Genomic DNA, 21823 nt, shown 5'->3' with positions numbered 1-21823 from the left:
TCCGGCGCACTGCTGATGGCCGCAGTCGCACTCTGTCTGGCGGCACCCCTGGCGGGTGCACAGCAGCAGACCGCCCAGGGCGGGCTCACAATTCAGAGCCCGGTGCTGACCATTGATGCGGAACGGCTCTTTGAGCAGAGCGCTTATGGCCGGCGCATCATCGGTGAGGTTGATGCAAGGGGTGCGGAACTGGCTGCGGAAAACCGCCGCATTGAAGACGCGCTGGGTGTCGAAGAAAAGAACCTGACCGATCTGCGTTCGACCATCACGCCTGCTGAATTCCGCGAACTGGCCGATGCCTTTGATGAAAAAGTCCAGAACACGCGCCGCGAACAGGATGCCAAGGCGCGCGAACTCAACAACACGCTTGAAGAGGCCCGCGTGGTCTTTCTCAATGCAGCAGCCCCGGTGCTGGAACAGATGATGCGTGAGGCAGGTGCAGCGGTCGTTATGGAGCGCCGCTCGGTCTTTATCAGCTCTAATGCGGTGGATATCACCCTGACCGCCATCACCCGTATCGACAGCGTGCTCGCCGAAGAAGGCACGGTGCCTGACGAATAATGCCCCCGCCAGGCGGCGCTTGCCCCCGGTGATCTGACTTGCTAGGCAGGTACAAGCCCTTGACGATAAAAGGACACCTTCAATGACAAGCACGCCCGTACAGGCTGACATTCAGCTGATCCAGCGCATTCTGCCCCACCGTTATCCGTTCCTGCTTGTCGACAAGGTGATCGATATCGATGGCACGGCCTCGGCCACCGGCATCAAGAATGTCACCATGAACGAGCCGCATTTTCAGGGGCATTTTCCCGGCATGCCCGTCATGCCCGGCGTTACGATCATCGAGGCGATGGCGCAGTCGGCCGCCGTTATGGTGGGTGTCTCCATGGATATGGCGGACAAGAACATGAAGGTTTTTTTCATGGCCATCGACAAAGCCAAGTTCCGCCGCAAGGTCGGCCCTGGTGATGTGCTGGAAATGAAGGTCGAGACGCTGCGCGGCAAACCCGGCGCAAAAGTCTGGCGGTTTGGCGGAGTTGCATCCGTCGAAGGCGAAATGGCCGCTGAATGCGAATTCACCGCGATGATGGACTTGGGCTGAGGCACATGAGCGGTATTCATCCCAGTGCGGTGATCGAAGACGGCGCACAGATTGATCCGGGCGCGACAATCGGCCCGTTCTGTGTGATCGGACCGGATGTGACCATCGCGCCCGGCGTTGTGCTCAAAAGCCACGTGGTTGTGACCGGCCAGACCGAAATCGGCGAGGATACGGAGATTTTTCCCTTTTCCGTGATCGGTGAGATCCCGCAGGACCTGAAATTCAAAGGCGAATCCACCCGTCTGGTCATCGGCAAACGCAACCGCATCCGCGAGCATGTGACAATGAACACAGGCACCGAAGGCGGCGGCGGGCTTACCCGCATCGGCGATGACTGTCTTTTTATGGCCGGCTGTCACATCGCCCATGACGCGATGATCGGCAACAACTGCGTCATCGTGAATTCTGTGGCGATTGCCGGGCATTGCGTGCTTGAGGATGATGTGATCGTCGGCGGGCTGTCGGGCGTGCACCAGTTTGTGCGTATCGGGCGCGGGGCGATCATCGGGGCCGTTACGATGGTGACCAATGACGTGATCCCCTATGGCCTGGTACAGGCCCCGCGCGGCGAACTGCACGGTCTCAATCTTGTAGGGCTCAAACGGCGCGGCGTGTCGCGGAGCGATATCACCGCGCTGCGGGCAGGCTTTCAGATGCTGGCCCAGGGCGAGGGCACCTTTCATAACCGCGCAGCACGGCTGCGCGATGAGACAACAAGCGATTACGTGCGCGAGATTGTTGATTTCGTGCTGGCCGACAGTGATCGCCATTTCCTGACACCGCGCTGATGCTTGCGCTGATCGCAGGGCGCGGCGGGCTGCCGGCGCAGGTGGTCGCAAAGCTGGATACCGCACCGCTTATCTGTGTGCTCGAAGGGTTCGAGCCCGACGGGTTGCGCGTTGACCTGAGTTTCCGGCTGGAGCGTCTGGGCTCCTTTCTGAAAACACTGCGCGCACGTGGTGTAACAGAAGTCTGCTTTTGCGGCGCGATAGACCGCCCGTCGATCAGCCCGATGAAATTTGATGCAGCGACGCTGCCGCTGGTGCCTGCAATGCTGCGCGCGCTTGGCGGTGGTGATGACGCCGCTCTGCGCGCGGTGGTCGGCGCCTTCGAGGAGCGGGGCTTCAGGGTTCGCGCTGCACATGAGCTGGCGCCTGAGTTGCTGGCACCGGCCGGCGTGCTGAGCCGTAAAGAGCCCGATGATAAAATGCGCGCGGATGCAGACCGCGGCCTTGCCGTGCTTGCGGCTCTCGCGCCGCTGGATGTGGGCCAGGGCTGCGTGGTGGGCGCGGGCCAGGTCTGGGGCATTGAGGCGCGCGGCGGCACGGATCATATGCTGGCCACGCTGCCTGCGCGCACCGTACAGTCCCGCGCCCTGCTGATAAAAGTGCCGAAGTCGGGTCAGGACATGCGGATCGATGTGCCGACCGTAGGCCCTGATACAATAGACGCACTGATAAAGGCAGGGCTTGCCGGACTGGTGATTGCCGCAGGCAAGGTGATCCTGCTGGAGGCTGCCGAAACACTTGCCCGCGCGGATCAGGCAGGGCTCGTCATCTGGTCACGGGACATCAGCTGATGCGCGTTTTCATCATTGCCGGTGAGCCCTCAGGCGACCGGCTGGGGGCCGCGCTGATGGCCGGATTGCAGGAACTGGTACCCGGTGTCACGTTTGACGGTATCGGCGGCGACGGGATGCAGGGACAGGGGTTAACCAGCCGCTTTCCCATGGAAGAGCTCAGCGTCATGGGCATTACCGAGATTTTGCCCAGATACCGCGCCCTGATGGCGCGGATCCGCGAGACGGCGCAGGCGGTGATCGACACCCGGCCAGATGTTCTGATTACCATCGACAGCCCCGATTTTTCGCTGCGGGTCGCCAGCCGGGTTAAAGCAGCCTCAGACGTGCGCACGGTGCATTACGTGGCCCCGACGGTCTGGGCATGGCGTCCGGGACGGGCACGGAAAATGTCAGCCTTTATCGATCATGTGCTCGCCGTGCTTCCCTTTGAGCCGCCTCTGATGACCGCTCACGGCATGGACTGTGATTTTGTGGGCCATCCTGTGGTGGCCGAACGTCAGGCCGATAACGATGAGGCGCTCGCATTCCGTGCGCGTCACGGGATCGGTGAGGCGCCTCTGGTGCTGGTATTGCCCGGCTCCCGCCGGGGTGAGGTCGGCCGGCTCGCACCGGTCTTTGGCGCAGCACTGGGCTCTTTGCAAAATGACGTGCCCGGCCTGCGGATCGTGGTGCCTGCAGCCGCCCCTGTGGCGGATATGGTGCGCGACTTGGCAGGCAAGTGGCCGGTGCCCGCTCTGGTGCTCGACCCGCGGGAAGAGACGACAGACAGGGCCATTGCGGAAAAGCGTGCGGCCTTTCGCGCCGCGGATGTGGCGCTGGCCGCATCCGGCACCGTATCGCTGGAACTGGCCGCGGCGCGCACTCCTATGGTCATTGCCTACAACATGCAGTGGCTGACATTCCGGATCATAAAGGCCATGGCGCTCATAGATACGGTCACGCTGGTCAATCTGGTGACCGATACGCGGGTGGTGCCGGAGTATCTCGGACCGGCCTGTACGCCGGAGAATATCGCCGCAGGCCTGCGCCGGGTACTCGCAAACCCGGGCGATCAGATGGCGGCCATGGAGCTGACCATGCAGCGTCTGGGCGAGGGAGGCGAAGCGCCGGGTCTGCGCGCGGCAAGAGCGGTGATTGACGGGCTCGCGCGCAGCTGATCCGAAGGCCGGCTTGCGCCGGACACCATTTTTGCGCCCCTGCAGGCGGGGCGCCACGCGCAGAATGTTTCTGTCGGGAAAAAATTCAGCCCTTGTGGATCCAGCCACCACCGAAGATGCGGCTGCTGTCCCGGTCATAGAATACACAGGCCTGTCCCGGCGAAATGCCTTCCTCCGGTGTGATCAGTTCAACCGTGGCTTCGGTATCACTGAGCGGCCGGATGATGGCTTCTGTAGGCGGACGGGTCGAGCGCACGCGCACGCTGACCTGCCATGCGGGCTGTGAGGTCAGGGGCGCATCCCCGAGCCAGTTGATCTCGCGCACCGGTACCGTGCGGGTGGAAAGCATTTCTTTCGGACCGACCACGACCTTTTTTGCATCAGCGTCGAGTTTCACAACATAGAGCGGCTCAGAGAGCCCGCCGATTCCCAGACCGCGGCGCTGCCCGATGGTGTAATGGATCACACCGTCATGGTGCCCCAGCACCCGGCCGTCGGCATGTACGATTTCTCCCGGGTCTGCGGCTTCGGGGCGCAGCTTGCGGATCACCGAGGCGTAATCACCGTTAGGGACAAAGCAGATGTCCTGACTGTCGGGTTTATCGGCCACGCTGAGCCCGTATTTTGCAGCAAGTGCCCGGGTATCGTTTTTTGACGGCAGGTGCCCCAGCGGAAAACGCAGGTATTCCAGTTGCTCGCGCGTGGTTGAGAACAGAAAATAGCTTTGATCACGGTTGCTGTCGGCAGCACAGTGCAGCTCGGCACCACCATCACCGGTCTTGCGCTGAATATAGTGACCGGTCGCCATGCAATCGGCCTCCAGATCTTTTGCCGTTTCCAGGAGATCGCGGAATTTAACCCGCTCGTTGCACCGGATGCAGGGCACCGGCGTAGCGCCGCCCAGGTAGCTTTCAGCAAACTCGTCGATCACTGCGTCTTTGAAGATGTTTTCATAGTCGAGCACATAGTGCGGAAACCCCATAGTTTCAGCGACACGGCGGGCGTCATGGATATCCAGACCGGCACAACAGGCTCCCTTTTTCGCGAGTGCGGCGCCGTGATCATAAAGCTGCAGGGTGACACCGACCACATCATAGCCTTCTTCGGCCAGCATGGCGGCGACAACGGAACTGTCCACACCACCCGACATGGCAACAATCACGCGCGTGTCTGCCGGTGCTTTGGCAAAGCCCAGCGAGTTCAAAGGAGGGGTCTGATCCAGTGGCATTAAGTGTCTCCGGCGATTCCGGGGAAATATAAGAAAAGTCTAATTACTCTCAAGAGGGCGCTTCATGGGTCTTTAAGGCCCGCAGGTCAAGGTGCAGAGCGGAAGAACCAGTAAAGAGTGATCTGTTATGTACCTCAGGAAAGTGGACGGGCCACGCTCTGTCACCCTTGCAGACGGGACAGTGATGACCCAGGCGGATCTTCCGCCCGCGACGACAAGGCGCTGGGTCGCGTCGCGCAAAGCAGCCGTTGTCCGGGGCGTCGCCTACGGGCTGATCCCGCAGGGCGAGGCCCTTAAGCGGTATTCGCTCAGTGAAGACGAGTTTCAGGCATGGGTCAAAGCGGTCTCGGAGCACGGAGAGGAAGCACTCAAAACAACAACTCTACAAAAGTATAGACAACCTTAAGTTGTTCGCTTATCTTTTTCTGTGACGGTAACGTGTGGTTAACCTTTTTTCGTCAAGGTTAACGCAAGACAACAACCGGCCCTTTGTGGAGAACGTGATGCGTGTACTGCTAGTGGAAGATGACCCCACCACCTCGAAAAGTATCGAACTGATGCTGACCCATGCCAATCTGAATGTGTATGCGACAGATCTTGGCGAAGAGGGGATCGATCTTGCGAAGCTGTATGATTACGATCTAATTCTGCTCGACCTCGACCTGCCGGATATGAACGGCCATGAGGTGTTGCGCCAGTTGCGCCTGTCGCGGATTGAGACGCCGATCCTTATACTTTCAGGTGCCGACGATACCGAGAACAAGATCAAGGGTTTCGGCTTCGGCGCGGATGATTACCTGACCAAGCCTTTCCACCGCGAAGAACTGGTTGCGCGTATTCACGCCATTATCCGACGTTCCAAGGGACATTCGCAGTCAGTTATCGATACCGGTATGATCTCGGTGAACCTTGATGCCAAGACGGTCAGCGTCGAGAACAAGGCGGTGCATCTGACAGGCAAAGAATATCAGATGCTTGAACTTCTTTCGCTCAGAAAAGGCACGACACTGACAAAAGAAATGTTTCTCAACCATCTTTATGGCGGCATGGACGAGCCGGAGCTCAAGATCATCGATGTGTTTATCTGCAAACTCCGCAAGAAACTCTCGCAGGCCACGGGCGGTGACAATTATATCGAGACGGTCTGGGGACGCGGGTATGTCCTGCGCGATCCCGACCCTTCCCTTGCCGACGATCCGCAGCCTATAGCCGTCGGAGCCTGATATATGCAGCACCGGTCCGGAGCAGAGAGGATCCTGCTCCGGACCAGACGGCTGAGCCTGCAGGCGTTGCCGGAAACGACTGGACCTGCACCCCACAGCGGCATATCTGTCTTCAGACAAACGATGTGTGAAGGCAGGCTGTGGTGCCGGAAAAGGACCCCGAAAATCTTACGGAAAACGAAGCGCGCGAGGAACTTGCGCACCTGGCCCGTGTGCTGGCCGCTGCAAACCGTGAATATCATACACTCGATGCCCCGGAATTAACGGATGCGGAGTACGATCGCCTCAAGCGACGCAACAGCGCGATCGAGGCGCGGTTCCCTGCGCTGAAGCGGTCAGACAGCCCGTCAGATCAGATCGGGGCGGCCCCCGCCGAAACATTCTCCAAAGTAACCCATGCCGTGCCGATGCTCTCTCTGGGAAATGCGTTTTCCGAAGATGACATCCATGACTTCGATCAGCGCATCCGGAAATACCTCGGCTTAGATGAAACAGCTGAGCTGCGCTACACCGCCGAGCCGAAAATTGACGGCCTGTCGTTATCGCTGCGCTATGAGGACGGCAGACTGGTCCAGGCGGCGACCCGGGGCGACGGCGCTGTGGGTGAGAACGTCACCGCAAACGCCCGCACAATAGGCGACATCCCCGAAGTGATCAGCGGCGCGCCCGCGGTTCTTGAGGTCCGCGGAGAGGTCTATATGGCTCACGCAGATTTCGAAGACCTGAACGCACGCCAGTCACAGAACGATGCCAGAACTTTTGCCAATCCGCGCAACGCTGCGGCGGGTTCCTTGCGCCAGCTCGATGCGACAATCACCCGGTCGCGACCACTGCGGTTTTTCGCGTATGCCTGGGGCGCGCTGTCTGAACCACTTTCGCAAACGCAGTCAGGCGCTGTTGCGCGTCTCGCTGATCTGGGCTTCAGTACCAACCCACTTTTAAAAATGTGCACCTCGCCCGATGAAATGATCGCTCATTATCAACGCATTGAAAGCCAGCGTGCCGCACTGGGCTATGATATCGACGGCGTGGTGTACAAGGTCGATGACCTGTCTCTGCAGGACCGGCTTGGCTTCCGCTCCACCACTCCCCGCTGGGCGATTGCGCATAAATTTCCTGCCGAGCTTGCCTGGACCCGCCTCAGGTCAATAGACATTCAGGTCGGTCGCACCGGTGCCTTATCACCCGTCGCCCGCCTTGAGCCGGTGACCGTTGGCGGTGTGGTCGTCTCGAACGCCACGCTGCATAACGAAGATTATATCGCCGGACGTGACAGCAAGGGACGGCAGATCCGCGGTGGTAAGGACATCCGCGTGGACGACCTGGTGCAGGTCTACCGCGCCGGCGACGTAATACCGAAGGTCGCCGATGTTGATCTGAGCCAGCGTCCGGAAGGCTCAGAGCCTTATGAATTCCCGCAAACCTGCCCGGAATGTGGCAGTGCGGCCATCCGCGAAGAGGGTGACGCTATCCGCCGGTGCATGGGCGGACTCATCTGTCCGGCACAGGCTGTCGAAAAGCTGAAACACTTCGTCTCGCGCGCGGCATTTGACATCGAAGGGCTGGGTGCAAAACAGGTCGAGCAGTTCTGCTCGGACGGCTGGATCTCCGAACCCGCCGACATATTCACCCTGCGCGAGCGCTATGGCAGCGGCGTGAAACAGCTGAAAAACCGCGAAGGCTGGGGCGAGAAATCCGCACTTAATCTGTTTGATGCGATTGATGAAAAACGTCGTATTCCGCTTGCACGCTTTATTTTTTCGCTGGGCATCCGGCATGTGGGCGAGGCGGCATCAGGCCTGCTGGCCCGGCATTACGGCACCTGGTCCGCATTTCGCGACGCAATGCTGGCGGCGCGGGACAAAGAAGGCCCCGCCTGGGACGACCTGATTTCCGTAGACGGTGTGGGGACCGTGATGGCCGCATCGGTGGTCGACACCCTCGGCCAGGAGGCAGAACGCGCGTCGATAGACAGGCTGACCGCGCATCTCGAGATCGCAGAGGCACGTATTCCGCAGACCGGGAACAGCCCCGTTGCCGGCAAAACCGTGGTGTTCACGGGCACGCTTGAAAAAATGACCCGGGCCGAGGCAAAGGCACGCGCGGAACGGCTCGGCGCCAGGGTTTCAGGGTCCGTGTCGTCGAAAACAGATATTCTCGTGGCGGGTCCGGGGGCAGGCTCCAAGGCGACAAAAGCCGCAGACCTTGGCATCGAGATCCTCGATGAGGATGCCTGGCTCGCTCTGATCGAGGGTCGATGAGCGGGCGCCCGGAGACACTGTTTCCGCTTTTTGCCGGGATGGCGACCCTTGCAGGTGTGGGCCCGAAGACCGCACAGCATTTCGAGGCTATGGGAATTGCTGCTCCGCGCGATCTGCTTCTCACTTTACCGCAGGGCGGGATCGACCGGCGCCGGCGCGAAACGGTACTGGGCGCGGAGTTTCCTCAGACCGTGACTGTCAGCGTCACGATCGGCACACATCGGCCTGCTCGCACGAAGGGCGGTGCCTACCGGATCGACGTGACCGATGCGCAGACGGCATTTCAGCTCGTGTTCTTCCATGCGCGGGGCGATTACTGGCAAAAGACGTTGCCAGAAGGTTGCAAACGCGTGGTCTCGGGAAAGGTTGAGGTCTTTGACGGGATACCGCAGATGGTCCATCCCGATCATATCGTCACCCCGGAAAAGGCCGATGACATACCGCTTTTTGAACCCGTCTATCCGCTGACTGCCGGAATCAACCAGAAACTGATGTACAAGGCCACAAGGGGGGCCCTGCAACTGGTGCCCGAAACAGATGAGTGGGTTGACCCGGCACAGCGCAAAAAGGCGGGCTGGCCCGGTTTCAAAGAGGCCCTGCAGGCCGCTCATGCGCCGCAGATGCATACCGATCTCAGCCACACAGCACCGGCGCGCGAGCGGCTTGCTTATGACGAGTTGATGGCGCATCAGATCACTCTGGCGCTGGCCCGGTTGAGCGACCGGCGCAGGGCCGGACGAGCTTCTGCCGGCGACGGCAGATTGCAGGCCCGTGTGCTTTCCGCGCTGCCCTATGATGCGACAGGCGCGCAGACCCGTGCAATTTCCGGTATCAATGCGGATATGGCCGCCGGCAGTCGCATGAACCGGCTGTTGCAGGGCGATGTCGGCTCCGGCAAAACCCTGGTGGCGTTTATGGCGCTGTTGCGTGCGGTCGAAGCCGGCGGTCAGGGGGTGCTGATGGCGCCCACCGAAATCCTTGCGCGTCAGCATTTGGAAAGCCTGCAGCCACTGGCCGAAGACGCGGGCGTCGTTCTCGAAATCCTCACCGGGCGCGATAAGGGGCGCGAACGTCAGGCGAAACTGGCAGCCCTGAGCCGCGGTGATATCCACATTCTGGTTGGCACTCATGCCGTTTTTCAGGCGGATGTCACCTTTGCTGATCTGCGGCTTGCGGTGGTGGATGAACAGCACCGGTTTGGCGTCCGCCAGCGCCTTGAGCTTGGGAAAAAGGGGGCTGCTGCCGATGTGCTGGTGATGACGGCCACCCCGATCCCACGCTCACTGGCGCTCGCGCAATACGGCGATATGGATGTCTCTGTGCTGGATGAAAAACCGCCCGGGCGCAAACCGGTGAAGACCGCGCTGATCAGCACGGACCGTACAGATGAGGTCATTGAAAGGCTGCGTACCGCCGTCAAAGACGGGCGTCAGTGCTACTGGGTCTGTCCGTTGGTCGATGAGAGCGAGACAACCGATCTTGCCGATGCCGAAGCGCGCTTCCGGATGCTCCGCGCCACGCTCGGCGAAGGTATTGTCGGGTTGGTACACGGGCAGATGCCACCGGCGGAAAAAGACGCAGCGATGGCGGCATTTCAGTCCGGGCAGACGCGCGTGCTCGTAGCGACAACCGTCATTGAAGTTGGCGTTAACGTGCCCGCAGCGACCATCATGGTCATCGAACGCGCTGAAATCTTTGGTCTGGCCCAGCTGCACCAGCTGCGTGGCCGGGTCGGGCGGGGCGCAGAAAGCTCTACCTGCCTGCTGATGTACAAACCACCCCTGTCCGAGAACGGACGGCGGCGCCTTGAAGTGCTGCGCGAAACCGAAGACGGCTTTGTCATCGCTGAAACCGATCTGCAGATGCGCGGCGCGGGCGACGTGATCGGTACCGCGCAGTCAGGTGTACCACGTTTCCGGATTGCCGATCTGGAACGGCAGGCAGGCCTGATGGCTGTTGCACAATCGGATGCACGGCGTCTTCTGGAGAGTGATCCCGGCCTTCAGAGCCCGCGCGGCCAGGCCGCCCGTATGCTTTTGTGGCTCATGCGCCAGGAAGAAGCGATAGGGTTGATACACGTCGGGTAGCTGCGCGCGCATCAGAATGTTCACTAATGTTCTTAAAAAGTTCTTTACATGTCCTTAAGGATATGAGAACAAATAAGCAACAAACGGAGACAGCAGATGCAAACGCTTTCGATGATCAAAACTTTAGCGACACGGTCACAGGCCACGCTGGTTCAGGATGTTGCCGGGGCTGCGGCTCTTGTGGTGATCCTCATGGTCGGCCTGCATCTGCCTTCGTTTATCTGATTTCTGCCTGCGATCTCGTGCCGGCCATACCTGTTGCACTGTCCCAACACTGTGCTCAGAACGAACACTGCCTGTTCCCCGTTCTGACCGTATGACCGGGTCCCACATGAGAGACGCTTTCACCTGCGCCGCCATCCTGTCCCGGATGTGCGGCGCTTTTTTTTGCCGCTCAGAAGGTATAGGCGAGGCGCACGCCGCCCCAGTGCCGCCCGCCTACCATTACAGGCGCAGAAAGATCTTTCATCATGGTGAATTCACCGCCACCCATGTCCCGGCGATAGACCTGGAGCAGGAAGGGGTCGGTATTGCGCCCCGCCTTGAGGCCCACGCGATCGTTAAAGATACGGCGGTTCCGGCAATGTGCGGTATTCCACACCGGATCCGGTCCCGGCGGCTGTGAGAACTTCCTGTTATGGGTCGGCAGATAGCCGTTCACATCCACTGAGGCACAAAAAACCACCCGCGGGTCAAAGGCCGTCACCGGTTCCTGCAGCGCTGGCAGCACCCGGTCGAAAAAAGCCGTGGCCGCAGTAGTAAACTGTTCCGGCTCTGTACCTGCCGTCTGGCGGTAGCTGCGGTCGAAAAGCTGCTCTTTGGTAACGCGGCCCTCTGAAAGGCCCCGCTCAAAGGCCGCACCGATTCCGGCAGCGACCTCGCGAACCTTACTGATAAAGGGGGTGTCCACTGACCGGTCTGTAAGGAAAGCGGTAAACTGAACGATTTTTTCAGAGGTATCGATGAGCCGCAGCACGCGTCTGTTCGTCTGCTCGATCCCTCCTGATGTGCTCTCAACGGCGTTTCTGATTTCGTTCACGGCGGGGGTGAAATCGGTCATCGCCGCCTCCACCCGGTCTGCCTGCTCGGAAATGCGTTGGGCTTGAAGGCTCGCGGCATCAACGGATGATTCTATCCGGATCAGAGCTGTATCAGTGTCACCGGCGTGCTCCAGAACGCTGGCGGCCTCGCCGGCAATATCGGCGGCTTCACGGCCCAGTTCGCCGATCCAGGCCGTCAACGTCTCGATATTTTCCGAGATTTCCCGGGCGGCCTCCCGCGTCATACCCGACAGGCTGTTAATCGCATCCGCCACAACCGCAAACCCCTTGCCCGCATCGCCCGCGCGCGCGGCCTCGATTTTGGCGTTGATGGCAAGGGTGTTTACCTGGGTCGCTATCGTCGCAATCTGCTGGTTATTTGCCCGGGCGGCAGCCAGCGTATCGGTGACCCGGTTTGTACGTTCCGCCAGTTCGGTGACCCATTCCGCCACCGCCTGGGTCTTTTCTCCTGAACGGCGCACAAGTGCTGCCGAAGACTGTACGTCGCGCGCGGTCTCTGACGTGCTGCCGGCCATGGTGCGCACTGCCTCGCGCACATCGTTATTTGCCTTTGTCATATCGCCGGCCCGGGTTGTCAGCACCTTCAGGCATTTTCGCTGCGCCAGCGCGTGCTCTTCGACCAGATCAAGAAAGCCCGCGATATCGACGATCTCATACCCCAGCGCTGCCGCAGCCTCGGCAAGCGCGCGGTTTTTCTCCGGTGTCGCAATAGTCTGATGAGCAGTCATAGGTCCCCGCGAGTAAACTTGCGGAAGCTTTGGCACAGTTTTACTTAAAAACTGCTAATACGAAAGGGTCAGGCGCAGTCAGACTGAAGTGCCTGGGACATCGCCTCACAGGTCGCCTCAATGCTCAGCAGAATCGAGGCATGGCGGTTTTTATAATCCCGCGCAGGCTCCAGCACTTCAAAGCCGTCAAAGGGGGCCCCGGGCACCGGACCGTTCTCTTTCAGCATCGCGCGCAGTGCGTCCCGGGCCGCTTCGACTTCCGCAAGGGTCCGTCCGATCACAGCACCACCGGTTACGGCTGCTGCGGCCTGACCCAGTGCGCAGGCTTTCACGTCCTGGCCAAACTCCGAAATCCGGTTGCCTTCAACGCTCAGATCGACAGTGACAGCCGATCCGCAGAGCGGTGAGCGTTTGCGCACGGTGGCCATCGGTGCCGCCAGCCGGCCATGGTGCGGAATATCCGACGCCAGCGCCAGTATACGGCCCGAATAGAGCTTAATAAGATCGGTCTCGTCAGACATATGCGCCTTTGCGGTTTCACTTTCTGATCCCTGTTAATACATAAGACAGCGCGCGCAGATGCAAAGGGTTTTTCATGACAGATCACAGCAATGACCCCGGAGCGGTCACATTCGACCCTAAGTCCCTGACCTTTAATGAAGCAGGCCTGGTTCCCGCAATTGCTCAGGACGCAGGCACTGACGAGGTTCTGATGCTGGCCTGGATGAATGCAGAAAGCATCGTACGCACGCTGGAGACCGGCCGGGTGACATACTGGAGCCGGTCACGAAAGGATTTCTGGATCAAAGGTGAGACAAGCGGCCACATCCAGGAGCTGGTGGAACTCAGGGTGGACTGTGACCGTGACTGCCTGCTTGTCCTTGTGCGTCAGACCGGGCCCGCCTGTCACACCGGACGACGCAGCTGTTTCTACACAGGGGTGCGGGAAGGCCTGGAAGTTTCTCTTTCAGACCCGGTCTGATTGCGTCATAGCCCGACCATGCGCCGGATGTCCTGAGGCGTTGCACCTGCTTCGCGATACGTTGCGATTGCGCGCGCATCGTCCCGTTTGGCCAGTCGTCTGCCCGCCTCGTCACGGATCAGCCGGTGGTGATGATAACGCGGCACCGGCAGCCCGAGCAGGTGCTGCAGCAGCACATGGATCACCGTGGCCTCAGAAAGGTCTTTTCCGCGCACCACATCGGTTATCTGCTGTGCCGCGTCATCGACGACCACGGAAAGATGATAAGACGTGCCCATGTCGCGTCGCGCAACCACCACATCGCCCGCGGACTGCTGCAGATCGGCAATACCGGCAGTCACAGTCTGCGGCGGGCCGGGCCGGCCTGTCTCCACATAAGACAGCGGACCGCTGAGCACAGTTGCCGCCGCACGCAGATTGAGGCGCAGCGCCGTGTCCTGCGGCATCTCAGAGGCGGGATCACGCGGCAGATCGCGGCAGGTGCCGGGATAGATCACACCGTCAGGGCCGGTGAGGGGCGCGCCTTCCTGCGGGGCCGATGCCGCCGCCAGAATATCGCGGCGGTTGCAGTGACAGGCATAGAGCAGACCTCGCGCCCAGAGGCCTTTGAGAGCCGAATGATAGGCGTGCATATTGTCAGACTGGCGCATCACAGGCATTTCCCATGAGATCCCCAGCCAGGCCAGATCGTCATAAATCTGCGCCTCCCAGCGGTCGCGCGACCGCGACCGGTCAATGTCCTCTATGCGCAGCAGAAACCGCCCCCCCGACAGCCGTGCCTGATCCGAGGCAAGAAGCGCCGAAAAAGCGTGCCCCAGATGCAGCGGACCCGTCGGAGACGGCGCAAAGCGTGTTGTAAATATCACGCCTTTTCAATAACGTAGGCGATGGACTTCAGGTTAATACCGGGCAGATGTGGCCCGTGCTCGCGAAACAATAACCGGGCGGCACCGCAATCAAGCCATTCGCAAAGACCGGCCTCGTTTGCCGGATCTTCCAGCGCGTGATCGTTAAAGGAAAAGACCATCTTGCCGCCCTGTCTGAGGCTGCGGATCAGCGTGTGAAGCAAACTGATCGGGGCGGCACCGGCACCGATCACGCCGATCGCCGCGATCGTCGGATAGTCGCCCGGCGTGAAGGGTAACGGGTCGTCTGCTTCGATCTGTTCCAGAGTGCGGTAGATGTTCTTGGCCCGCGCCTCGCGCAGCATATCGGCAGAGAGATCATACCCGTCGATCACCTCAAATCCCTCAAGCTTCAGTGCCAGCCCCGACAGTCCGGTGCCACAGCCGAAGTCGAGCACCGGCGCGCTGAGATCATCGGTGAAGCGGCGCAGCGCTCTGGCACACCGACCGGGCGTTGCGTAGCCGTTTGCGGCGGTTTCAGCTTCGTAGCTTCCAGCCCATTTATCGTAAAGTTCGCGTGTCGAGGCCGCATCGCGGGCCTCATAAACCTTGTCGAGATAAGTTTTGCTCATGACGACAAAGTTAAAATAGTTTCGCCCGGACTGTCCAGTGGAGCGCCCGGGACCCCCACTGCGCGGCGATCACCTGCGTATCACGCAGGCGCCATAGCCCCCGAGAGCCAGGCTTTCCAGTCAGCTTTGCCCCTGTCGGTATACGCTTTGTACCGGTCTTTGCGCCCGCGCCGCCCGCCTTTAAGGCCTTCCACAGGCGGAAAGAGACCAAAATTGACATTCATCGGCTGAAAGGTTTTCGCTTCTGCCCCGCCGGAAATGTGGGTGATCAGCGCACCCGTCGCCGTGGTGTCGGGAGGTGTTTCCAGCGTCTCGCCGCGTATCTCAGCGGCGGCGAGGCGACCCGCAAGCATGCCCATGGCGGCAGATTCCACATACCCCTCGACGCCGGTAATCTGCCCCGCAAAACGGATATTGGGTTGTGAGCGCAGCCGCATCTGCCCGTCGAGCAGCGTCGGCGCATTCAGAAAGGTGTTGCGGTGGATGCCGCCCAGACGTGCAAAGCGTGCCTCTTCAAGACCTGGAATGCATTTGAAAACATCGGCCTGCGCGCCATACTTCATCTTCGTCTGAAAGCCCACGATATTGTAAAGCGTGCCCAGTTTGTTGTCGCGGCGCAACTGCACGACGGCATAGGGCTTCACATCAGGCTGGTGCGGATTGGTCAGACCAACCGGCTTCATCGGTCCAAAGCGCAGGGTCTCTCGCCCGCGTTCGGCCATCACCTCGATGGGCAGACAGCCGTCGAAATAACCCGCAGTCTCTCCTTCGTGAAATTCGGTTTTATCCGCAGCAATCAGCGCGTCGATGAAAGCCTCGTATTGTGCTTTATCCATCGGGCAGTTGAGATAGGCGGTGCGCTCTTCTTCGGTCTCGCCTTTGTCATAGCGTGACTGCATCCAGGCTTTGCTCATATCGATGCTGTCATGATAAACGATCGGCGCGATGGCATCGAAAAAAGCCAGCGCTTCCGCGCCGGTTTCGGCCGCGATCGCCTCTCCCAGAGCCGAGGACGTCAGCGGACCGGTGGCAATGATCCAGTGTCCCTCTCGCGGCAGTGCGCGAATTTCGCCATATTCGACGCGCACATTGGGATGCGCCAGCAATGCGTCCGTAACCGATTGTGCAAAAGGGTCGCGGTCGACCGCCAGCGCGCCACCCGCCGGCAGCCGGTGTTTGTCAGCCGTGCGCATGATAAGCCCGCCGGCCTCGCGCATCTCCCAATGCAACAGGCCCACGGCGTTCTGCTCATGATCGTCCGAGCGGAAGCTGTTGGAGCAGACCATCTCACCCAGAAGCCCGGTCTGATGCGCAAAGGTTCCGACCGCAGGGCGCATTTCATGCACAACAACGGAAATGCCTGCGTTTGCTGCCTGCCAGGCCGCTTCGGAGCCAGCCATGCCGCCGCCGATGATATGAAGTTCCTGTGTCATACCCGCCGTGTAAAACAGCCAGGGGTCCGGTGCAACCGCGCCGCGCCTCATGTCGCACCGCCCCGGTCGCAGGCACGTCGATACAAAGATGAAAGAGTTTTGGGGTCGCCGCCGCGGGAATGTCGGCCAGGAGAGACTGACCCGGAGGGACCCTCCGCCGGCAGCGACCCGAAACAGTCGCAGGGTACGCATACCCTTCGCCCCAGAAGTGCCACTTTACCGCCTGAATTGGAAGCATAGTTTTCGAAACGCTGAAGCCCCGGACTGGAAACAATCGCCACTGCTATGATTGCTGCCCGCAGATGGGTTGCTCTGGCCGCAGATTTCGCGAAACTCGGACGACAGGGCAGGGGGAAGAGCACAGATGCCGGTACAACTGAGCGCGTCCGAGATCGGGACCTTTCTCGAAGAGGTTTTCCCGCAGGTGGAAGGGGATTTCGTCATTGAGAAAGTGACGGAAAACGCAGCGCGCGTTCGTCTGGTGACGCGCGAAAAACATCTGCGTCCGGGTGGCACGATCTCAGGGCCGTCCATGTTCGCCCTGGCCGATGTCGCGGCCTACATTGTGACGCTGGCGATGATCGGGCGGCAAGCGCTGGCAGTCACGACAAACTGTTCGATCGATTTCATGCGCAAACCGGCGGCAGGTAAGGATCTGATCGCCGAGGCCACGCTTCTGAAGCTCGGCAGACAGCTGGCCGTTACGGATGTGCGGATCCGGTCGGATGGCTCTGCTCAGCTGGTGGCGCGGGCCGGTCTGACCTACGCGCTGCCGCCACGCCCGGCCGGTAATGCGGTAAAGGCGTAGATGCAGGCCCGGCACGGGCCGCTCTCAGTCTGCGCCACAATCACAGTGCGGCAGTAATCAGCCTCCTCGAATGCATCAAGACGTTTCCAGTGGGCGGGCAGATCGTCGGAGATAAAAAGGTGTACGTCAGCTTCCGCGCCCCCTGGATCCGGAATGAAACCCGGGCAGCCATGCGCCGCCCCCCAGCCTGTAGGATCCAGATGCCCGCGGATCGTGGCACGGCCCCATGTGCCGGCGAGGGGCCACAACTGGTGGTGATTGACTTCGCCGGGCGCCAGCGTGCCATAGACAAGCAGGCGCGTATGGCTTGCCGCATCGTCAGCCATGGGCCGGTTTGAGGGCGGCCGGGCCTGGCAGAGACACCGGCATCACGCCCATCCGAGCGCCTGAACCGCATAGACGTCGTTCCAGATCTTGGTCATGTGGGTGATTTTATCGCCTTTGAGCCGGATGACATAAGCGTATTCGGAAGCCACTGATTTTCCGGTAGGCGGGTTGCCTCCCGCATCGACGGTGTGCGTGCCGTGGAACGTGGCGGCAATGCAGACACTGCCGCGTTCCTCATCCACGCCAACCGACATAAGCTCGTAGCGTCCGTCCGGCAGCGGGACAAGCAGCCCCTTCATCCATTCTGTATAGGCTTCGAGCGTGGTGACATCGCCCAGTGCGCCGGCCTGGGCCGAAAAAGTCGCACCCGTGGCACAGTATCTGGCGCAGGCATCCCAGCCTTTCCCGGTTTCGCATGCATCGAAGAATTCCATGGCTGTGTCTTTGAGGGTCATATCAGGTCTTTCTGAAAAGTCTGGTCGGGTTTAAAACCGTTTGAAGTGATCTGAGCCTACTGCGACAGCAGCGGAAAGCAACCGGTCTGTCGCGCAGCCGGATCCGCGGGTGCGCAAAAAAGCGGCCGGGACAGGCCCGGCCGAAGGGAAGAGGTCTGTTGCGCGTACCGGGGAGACTACGCGCGCCAGAACACCTTGGATGCCTCGCGATGAGCCATCTCAGGTGTCAGCCCCACGTCTTCCAGCTGCCAGACTGTCAGCTGCCGGAGCGCCTGCCTTGTGCGGCGCCGCGTGACCCATTGCGACAGGCAGACCGCGAATTCGACCGCGATCAGCGACAGCATCGGAACCGTACGGGTGCGGTTAAGATAGTCCAGCGTGCGGGGCGAGAGGGTCATATCCTGTGTCATGGGGATCTCCTGTATTGTATTGACACAATGTGGCGGGTTTGCCATACTGTATTGATACGATACCTCACACTTCCTCGCTACGGAAATATTGTAATGGGTACAATTTGGCGACCGGAACAGGTCGAAGGGCAGGGACCCAAGTACAAAGCCGTAATGGAGATGATCCGGCGTGGCATTGAATCGGGGCTCTTGTCGGAGAACGACAGGCTCCCGCCGGTACGCGATCTGGCCTGGACGCTGAAGATCACCCCCGGCACAGTCGCGCGGGCCTATAAAATCCTCACCGAAAACGGCACGCTGCGCGCAGAAGTGGGGCGCGGAACATTTGTGGCGGCGACGAAGCCTGTTCCTCTCGCCGAAGCTCCGATTGAGATTGATGTGATCCCGCACCGCGCCGAAGAGAATGGAAACCCGTTTGCTGTTAGTATGTTCTCTCCGCATCTTCCGGCGGTGGGGCAGGACAGGCTGATCCGTGACATGCTGGAACGTATCGCTCAGGATCCGCCCTCGGGCATTATGCATTATCCCAGCCGGTCCGGCGCCAGGCCCGCGCGCGAGGCGGTCGTGCGCTGGCTCACCGGCACACCTCTGGGTGCGTTTTCACAGACTGACATCGTTTTGTCCCATGGCGGGCAGAACGGCTTGTCGCTGATCTTTCAGGCGATCCTGCGCGGCAGCAAGCCTGCTGTACTGATCGAGGAGTTGTCCTATCCCGGGTTCCGAAGGGCTGCGGAACTCCTGCGGGCAGATGTGATCCCGGTTGCGATGGATGCTCAGGGTGTGATCCCCGAAGCCCTGGAAGAGGCCGCAAAAAAACACGACGCACAGATTTTCTGCACCTCGCCAGAGGTTCATAACCCGACCGGCCTTTTCACGCCCGTGACGCGGCGCGAAGCGCTTGTGGACGTCGCCCGGCGCAACGATCTGCAGATTGTCGAGGACGATTGCTACCGCATGCGCGTCGATCGCGCACCGACCTACAGGATGCTCGCGCCTGAGCGGGGGTGGTATGTCTCTTCACTTGCCAAGACGCTGACGCCGGCGCTCCGGATCGGTTTTGCCATTGCCCCGGACGGGCGCACGCCCGATCTGCGCCGGGTTGCCGAATACAACTGTTTCGGGCTGGCGACGCCGCTGATTGACCTCTGTGCGATGCTGCTTGCCCATCCCCGGATTGACCGGCTGGCCGCCGAGACCTGCAGGGTCTCCGGTGAATACGTCCGCAGCGCGGTCAATATTCTTGGCGGGTACGATGTGTCCTGGCGGCCGGATGTTCCGTTCTTGTGGCTGCGCCTGCCGCTGGGGTGGCGGTCGGGCGCTTTTTGTCAGGCTGCAGAAGCACAGGGCGTGCAGATCCGCGCGGCAGAGGAATTTGTCTGCCGGGACGCGCGCGCGCCACATGCCGTGCGCCTTGCGATCAACGCCGGTGTCTCGCTGAAAAGCTTCGAGGCTGCCGTGCTGCGCCTGCGCCAGCTGCTCGACAATCCCCCTGAACAACTGACTGTATGATTTTATGGGGTAAAATAATACCTATTTTATATCCTTTTGTTTTTATTTGATTATTTCAAAATCACTGCGCTTGACGTGAAAAACACCGCCTGTATAACCACCCGATCTGATTACGAGCCGGGCGCCCTGCACGGCTTTCCATCCTAAACGGGGAACCGTCCATGAAAACCTTTTCTGCCACACCCGCAGATATCGACAAGAAATGGATCCTGATCGACGCTGAAGGCGTTGTTCTGGGACGTCTTGCATCGATCGTCGCACAGCGCCTGCGCGGCAAACATAAACCGTCCTTCACGCCGCATATGGATTGCGGAGACAACGTGATCGTCATCAACGCTGACAAGATCCAGCTGACCGGCAAGAAGCGGGACGAGCATCATTACTGGCACACCGGTCACCCCGGCGGGATCAAATCGCGCACCAAAGCGCAGATCCTCGAAGGCGCACACCCCGAGCGGGTCGTGACCCTTGCCGTCAAGCGTATGCTGCCCGGCAACCGTCTGAGCCGTCAGGTGATGACCAACCTGCGCGTTTACGCAGGCGGTGAACACCCTCACGAGGCCCAGAGCCCCGAAGTTCTGGATGTCGCATCCATGAACAGCAAAAACACCCGGAGTGCATGAGCATGGCTGACGAAATCAACACACTCGAAGACCTTAAAGACGTTGTGACCGAAAACATCGGTGCCGCTCAGGGCGTGGCCGCCGAAGAAGCGATCCAGCGTGAGCCGGTCCGTGACGACCTCGGCCGGTCCTATGCCACAGGCAAGCGTAAGGACGCGGTTGCCCGTGTCTGGATCAAGCCGGGTTCCGGCAAGGTGACCGTGAACGGCAAGCCGCAGAACGAATATTTCGCGCGTCCCGTGCTGCAAATGATCCTCGCTCAGCCGTTCACCGTTTCCGGCACAGAGGGCCAGTTCGACGTGGTTGCCACCGTCAAAGGCGGCGGTCTGTCCGGTCAGGCCGGTGCGGTCAAGCACGGCGTTTCCAAAGCGCTGCAGCTTTACGACCCCTCGCTGCGTGGCGCTCTGAAAGCCGCAGGCTTCCTCACCCGCGACAGCCGTGTCGTGGAACGGAAGAAATACGGTAAAGCCAAAGCGCGTAAGAGCTTCCAGTTCTCCAAGCGCTGACCGACCATCATTCTATCGGAAAGGCCGCTCCTTCGGGGGCGGCTTTTTTTATTGCGATGAGAGCTTTTCGAGCTCCGGTGTGGCCGCCAGGGCCCTGGGACGACAGGTCATTCCGCCAGCCTTCAGCCTTTCAGGTCCGGCGACGGCGCATGGCCGCTCCGGGCAGCCCGGGGCACTCAGAATCGTCTTTGATCCCGCGGGCATCATTGCCGGAGTTCCACAACACGTCGATGGACGTGGTTTGTCACGTGACGGGCAGGGGAATGAGAGATCTGCAGACAGCGGCTTCCGCAACTCAGAAATCAGACGAGGAACTTCTCTGTTCCGTACACCTGACAGGCAAATTAACGCAAATTTCGAATTGGATGTCGCGTGAAAGAACAACCTGCGACGGATCCCACCCGGGACACGCGCAGATTTTGCGGTACGGGGTTACTGATCCGGGGAAATCAGGCCGAGGCCACGAAGGTAGATGCCGATGCCTGTTTCCAGAAGATCATCCGGCGGAAAAGGCGAGGCGCGTCCCGGGGAATTGCGCGCAAAAAGCTCGACGACCCCGTGGCTCATGGCCCAGATATGCGCTGAGAACATCGACGCGGGCGGTCGTTTGTCTTCGGGTATGTGCTGGCTGAGATCTGTCGCGGCCCTTTCCAGAACCGCACTGGCGCGCGCCGCGGCCGCTGCAAGCTCCGGCGTGCGGTTCACGCTGATCCCGCTTTCAAACATCGCAATATAGTGACCCGGATATTTGCGCGCAAAAGCAAGATAGGCGCGTCCGGTCGCGGAAAAGGCTGCCAGTGCCGACGGCTGGCCTTTTTCATAGGCAAATTCCATCAGCTCCGCGAACATCTCATATCCCTGGTG

At 60.4% G+C, this 21823-nt stretch carries 25 protein-coding genes; 15 read left to right on the top strand and 10 right to left on the bottom strand.

Features of this window, described 5'->3' with window-relative positions; genetic code table 11:
* Positions 1–15 precede the first annotated feature (15 nt).
* The 5 genes from Q0M35_RS01980 (at position 16) to lpxB (ending at position 3841) form a co-directional block, all read left to right on the top strand.
* Positions 16–561 carry an OmpH family outer membrane protein gene (locus Q0M35_RS01980; RefSeq protein WP_295311674.1) on the top strand — a complete coding sequence of 182 codons (546 nt, stop codon included), beginning with the start codon at positions 16–18 and terminating at the stop codon, positions 559–561.
* A gap of 82 nt (positions 562–643) precedes the next feature.
* Positions 644–1102 (top strand): 3-hydroxyacyl-ACP dehydratase FabZ, encoded by a 459-nt coding sequence (gene fabZ, locus Q0M35_RS01975; protein ID WP_295311672.1) that lies wholly within the window; start codon positions 644–646, stop codon positions 1100–1102.
* Positions 1103–1107: 5 nt separating this feature from the next.
* Positions 1108–1890 carry an acyl-ACP--UDP-N-acetylglucosamine O-acyltransferase gene (gene lpxA, locus Q0M35_RS01970; protein ID WP_295311670.1) on the top strand — a complete coding sequence of 261 codons (783 nt, stop codon included), beginning with the start codon at positions 1108–1110 and terminating at the stop codon, positions 1888–1890.
* The gene (gene lpxI, locus Q0M35_RS01965; RefSeq protein ID WP_295311668.1) at positions 1890–2681 is read left to right on the top strand and encodes a UDP-2,3-diacylglucosamine diphosphatase LpxI; all 792 of its coding nucleotides are present in this window, start codon (positions 1890–1892) and stop codon (positions 2679–2681) included. The genes lpxA and lpxI overlap by 1 nt, the downstream gene beginning before the upstream one ends.
* A complete protein-coding gene (lpxB, locus tag Q0M35_RS01960) occupies positions 2681–3841 on the top strand; it encodes a lipid-A-disaccharide synthase (RefSeq protein WP_295311666.1) in 1161 nt (386 codons plus the stop codon). Before lpxI ends, lpxB begins: the two co-directional genes overlap by 1 nt.
* A gap of 85 nt (positions 3842–3926) precedes the next feature.
* On the opposite strand, the gene mnmA is transcribed toward lpxB, so the two are convergent.
* Entirely contained in the window at positions 3927–5069 is a 1143-nt protein-coding gene (gene mnmA / locus Q0M35_RS01955; RefSeq protein WP_295311664.1) for a tRNA 2-thiouridine(34) synthase MnmA, read from the bottom strand.
* A 127-nt stretch (positions 5070–5196) separates the two neighbouring features.
* Here mnmA and Q0M35_RS01950 point away from each other — a divergent pair, with 127 nt between their 5' ends.
* From Q0M35_RS01950 to Q0M35_RS01930, 5 genes are all read left to right on the top strand, one after another.
* Positions 5197–5475 (top strand): DUF1153 domain-containing protein, encoded by a 279-nt coding sequence (locus Q0M35_RS01950; RefSeq protein ID WP_295311662.1) that lies wholly within the window; start codon positions 5197–5199, stop codon positions 5473–5475.
* Between the two features lie 97 nt (positions 5476–5572).
* The gene (ctrA, locus tag Q0M35_RS01945) at positions 5573–6292 is read left to right on the top strand and encodes a response regulator transcription factor CtrA (protein ID WP_295311660.1); all 720 of its coding nucleotides are present in this window, start codon (positions 5573–5575) and stop codon (positions 6290–6292) included.
* A gap of 143 nt (positions 6293–6435) precedes the next feature.
* The gene (gene ligA / locus Q0M35_RS01940) at positions 6436–8553 is read left to right on the top strand and encodes an NAD-dependent DNA ligase LigA (protein ID WP_295311658.1); all 2118 of its coding nucleotides are present in this window, start codon (positions 6436–6438) and stop codon (positions 8551–8553) included.
* A complete protein-coding gene (gene recG / locus Q0M35_RS01935; protein WP_295311656.1) occupies positions 8550–10640 on the top strand; it encodes an ATP-dependent DNA helicase RecG in 2091 nt (696 codons plus the stop codon). The genes ligA and recG overlap by 4 nt, the downstream gene beginning before the upstream one ends.
* 96 nt (positions 10641–10736) lie before the next feature.
* The gene (locus tag Q0M35_RS01930) at positions 10737–10865 is read left to right on the top strand and encodes a hypothetical protein (RefSeq protein ID WP_295311654.1); all 129 of its coding nucleotides are present in this window, start codon (positions 10737–10739) and stop codon (positions 10863–10865) included.
* A gap of 169 nt (positions 10866–11034) precedes the next feature.
* Here the strand turns inward: Q0M35_RS01930 and Q0M35_RS01925 are convergent, their stop codons facing one another.
* Positions 11035–12429: a methyl-accepting chemotaxis protein gene (locus Q0M35_RS01925; protein ID WP_295311652.1), complete on the bottom strand. Its 1395-nt coding sequence runs from the start codon at positions 12427–12429 to the stop codon at positions 11035–11037.
* A gap of 68 nt (positions 12430–12497) precedes the next feature.
* Complete coding sequence (locus Q0M35_RS01920) at positions 12498–12950, bottom strand: iron-sulfur cluster assembly scaffold protein (RefSeq protein ID WP_295311650.1); 453 nt, start codon at positions 12948–12950, stop codon at positions 12498–12500.
* A 74-nt stretch (positions 12951–13024) separates the two neighbouring features.
* Here Q0M35_RS01920 and hisI point away from each other — a divergent pair, with 74 nt between their 5' ends.
* The gene (gene hisI / locus Q0M35_RS01915) at positions 13025–13411 is read left to right on the top strand and encodes a phosphoribosyl-AMP cyclohydrolase (protein ID WP_295311649.1); all 387 of its coding nucleotides are present in this window, start codon (positions 13025–13027) and stop codon (positions 13409–13411) included.
* A gap of 5 nt (positions 13412–13416) precedes the next feature.
* On the opposite strand, the gene gluQRS is transcribed toward hisI, so the two are convergent.
* The 3 genes from gluQRS to trmFO form a co-directional block, all read right to left on the bottom strand.
* Positions 13417–14274: a tRNA glutamyl-Q(34) synthetase GluQRS gene (gene gluQRS / locus Q0M35_RS01910; protein ID WP_295311717.1), complete on the bottom strand. Its 858-nt coding sequence runs from the start codon at positions 14272–14274 to the stop codon at positions 13417–13419.
* Positions 14274–14888 carry a class I SAM-dependent methyltransferase gene (locus Q0M35_RS01905; RefSeq protein ID WP_295311647.1) on the bottom strand — a complete coding sequence of 205 codons (615 nt, stop codon included), beginning with the start codon at positions 14886–14888 and terminating at the stop codon, positions 14274–14276. The genes gluQRS and Q0M35_RS01905 overlap by 1 nt, the downstream gene beginning before the upstream one ends.
* Before the next feature lie 80 nt (positions 14889–14968).
* Entirely contained in the window at positions 14969–16321 is a 1353-nt protein-coding gene (trmFO, locus tag Q0M35_RS01900) for a methylenetetrahydrofolate--tRNA-(uracil(54)-C(5))-methyltransferase (FADH(2)-oxidizing) TrmFO (RefSeq protein WP_295311645.1), read from the bottom strand.
* A gap of 364 nt (positions 16322–16685) precedes the next feature.
* Between trmFO and Q0M35_RS01895 the strand changes: the two genes are divergently transcribed.
* Positions 16686–17129: a PaaI family thioesterase gene (locus Q0M35_RS01895; protein WP_295311643.1), complete on the top strand. Its 444-nt coding sequence runs from the start codon at positions 16686–16688 to the stop codon at positions 17127–17129.
* Here Q0M35_RS01895 and Q0M35_RS01890 read toward each other — a convergent pair.
* The 3 genes from Q0M35_RS01890 to Q0M35_RS01880 form a co-directional block, all read right to left on the bottom strand.
* Positions 17084–17455, bottom strand: coding sequence for a gamma-glutamylcyclotransferase family protein (locus tag Q0M35_RS01890; RefSeq protein ID WP_295311641.1), 372 nt, complete (start codon positions 17453–17455; stop codon positions 17084–17086). The genes Q0M35_RS01895 and Q0M35_RS01890 overlap by 46 nt on opposite strands.
* 42 nt (positions 17456–17497) lie before the next feature.
* A complete protein-coding gene (locus tag Q0M35_RS01885) occupies positions 17498–17911 on the bottom strand; it encodes an ester cyclase (protein ID WP_295311639.1) in 414 nt (137 codons plus the stop codon).
* A 176-nt stretch (positions 17912–18087) separates the two neighbouring features.
* Positions 18088–18321 (bottom strand): DUF1127 domain-containing protein, encoded by a 234-nt coding sequence (locus Q0M35_RS01880; protein ID WP_295311637.1) that lies wholly within the window; start codon positions 18319–18321, stop codon positions 18088–18090.
* 93 nt (positions 18322–18414) lie between these two features.
* Between Q0M35_RS01880 and Q0M35_RS01875 the strand changes: the two genes are divergently transcribed.
* The 3 genes from Q0M35_RS01875 (at position 18415) to rpsI (ending at position 20959) form a co-directional block, all read left to right on the top strand.
* Positions 18415–19830, top strand: coding sequence for a PLP-dependent aminotransferase family protein (locus Q0M35_RS01875; protein ID WP_295311635.1), 1416 nt, complete (start codon positions 18415–18417; stop codon positions 19828–19830).
* 161 nt (positions 19831–19991) lie between these two features.
* Positions 19992–20453, top strand: coding sequence for a 50S ribosomal protein L13 (gene rplM / locus Q0M35_RS01870; RefSeq protein ID WP_295311633.1), 462 nt, complete (start codon positions 19992–19994; stop codon positions 20451–20453).
* A 2-nt stretch (positions 20454–20455) separates the two neighbouring features.
* Positions 20456–20959, top strand: a complete 504-nt coding sequence (rpsI, locus tag Q0M35_RS01865) for a 30S ribosomal protein S9 (RefSeq protein ID WP_295311631.1) — start codon at positions 20456–20458, stop codon at positions 20957–20959.
* Positions 20960–21391: 432 nt separating this feature from the next.
* On the opposite strand, the gene Q0M35_RS01860 is transcribed toward rpsI, so the two are convergent.
* Positions 21392–21823: TetR-like C-terminal domain-containing protein (locus Q0M35_RS01860; protein ID WP_295311629.1), on the bottom strand; the 432-nt coding region annotated here is incomplete at its 5' end.

Origin of the sequence: Roseobacter sp. (genome assembly GCF_024639605.1) — a bacterium.
GTDB lineage: Bacteria > Pseudomonadota > Alphaproteobacteria > Rhodobacterales > Rhodobacteraceae > Roseobacter.
The sequence above is the reverse complement of the archived record's forward strand: the minus strand, read 5'-3'. Positions and strand labels throughout refer to the sequence as shown.

What these genes read in the sequence shown, in the direction of transcription:
- Q0M35_RS01980 (WP_295311674.1), top strand. Translation starts at nt 16, where the DNA reads ATGGCCGCAGTCGCACTCTGTCTGGCGGCACCCCTGGCGGGTGCACAG.
- fabZ (WP_295311672.1), top strand. Translation starts at nt 644, where the DNA reads ATGACAAGCACGCCCGTACAGGCTGACATTCAGCTGATCCAGCGCATT.
- lpxA (WP_295311670.1), top strand. Translation starts at nt 1,108, where the DNA reads ATGAGCGGTATTCATCCCAGTGCGGTGATCGAAGACGGCGCACAGATT.
- lpxI (WP_295311668.1), top strand. Translation starts at nt 1,890, where the DNA reads ATGCTTGCGCTGATCGCAGGGCGCGGCGGGCTGCCGGCGCAGGTGGTC.
- lpxB (WP_295311666.1), top strand. Translation starts at nt 2,681, where the DNA reads ATGCGCGTTTTCATCATTGCCGGTGAGCCCTCAGGCGACCGGCTGGGG.
- mnmA (WP_295311664.1), bottom strand. Translation starts at nt 5,069, where the DNA reads ATGCCACTGGATCAGACCCCTCCTTTGAACTCGCTGGGCTTTGCCAAA.
- Q0M35_RS01950 (WP_295311662.1), top strand. Translation starts at nt 5,197, where the DNA reads ATGTACCTCAGGAAAGTGGACGGGCCACGCTCTGTCACCCTTGCAGAC.
- ctrA (WP_295311660.1), top strand. Translation starts at nt 5,573, where the DNA reads ATGCGTGTACTGCTAGTGGAAGATGACCCCACCACCTCGAAAAGTATC.
- recG (WP_295311656.1), top strand. Translation starts at nt 8,550, where the DNA reads ATGAGCGGGCGCCCGGAGACACTGTTTCCGCTTTTTGCCGGGATGGCG.
- Q0M35_RS01930 (WP_295311654.1), top strand. Translation starts at nt 10,737, where the DNA reads ATGCAAACGCTTTCGATGATCAAAACTTTAGCGACACGGTCACAGGCC.
- Q0M35_RS01925 (WP_295311652.1), bottom strand. Translation starts at nt 12,429, where the DNA reads ATGACTGCTCATCAGACTATTGCGACACCGGAGAAAAACCGCGCGCTT.
- Q0M35_RS01920 (WP_295311650.1), bottom strand. Translation starts at nt 12,950, where the DNA reads ATGTCTGACGAGACCGATCTTATTAAGCTCTATTCGGGCCGTATACTG.
- hisI (WP_295311649.1), top strand. Translation starts at nt 13,025, where the DNA reads ATGACAGATCACAGCAATGACCCCGGAGCGGTCACATTCGACCCTAAG.
- Q0M35_RS01905 (WP_295311647.1), bottom strand. Translation starts at nt 14,888, where the DNA reads ATGAGCAAAACTTATCTCGACAAGGTTTATGAGGCCCGCGATGCGGCC.
- trmFO (WP_295311645.1), bottom strand. Translation starts at nt 16,321, where the DNA reads ATGACACAGGAACTTCATATCATCGGCGGCGGCATGGCTGGCTCCGAA.
- Q0M35_RS01895 (WP_295311643.1), top strand. Translation starts at nt 16,686, where the DNA reads ATGCCGGTACAACTGAGCGCGTCCGAGATCGGGACCTTTCTCGAAGAG.
- Q0M35_RS01890 (WP_295311641.1), bottom strand. Translation starts at nt 17,455, where the DNA reads ATGGCTGACGATGCGGCAAGCCATACGCGCCTGCTTGTCTATGGCACG.
- Q0M35_RS01885 (WP_295311639.1), bottom strand. Translation starts at nt 17,911, where the DNA reads ATGACCCTCAAAGACACAGCCATGGAATTCTTCGATGCATGCGAAACC.
- Q0M35_RS01880 (WP_295311637.1), bottom strand. Translation starts at nt 18,321, where the DNA reads ATGACACAGGATATGACCCTCTCGCCCCGCACGCTGGACTATCTTAAC.
- Q0M35_RS01875 (WP_295311635.1), top strand. Translation starts at nt 18,415, where the DNA reads ATGGGTACAATTTGGCGACCGGAACAGGTCGAAGGGCAGGGACCCAAG.
- rplM (WP_295311633.1), top strand. Translation starts at nt 19,992, where the DNA reads ATGAAAACCTTTTCTGCCACACCCGCAGATATCGACAAGAAATGGATC.
- rpsI (WP_295311631.1), top strand. Translation starts at nt 20,456, where the DNA reads ATGGCTGACGAAATCAACACACTCGAAGACCTTAAAGACGTTGTGACC.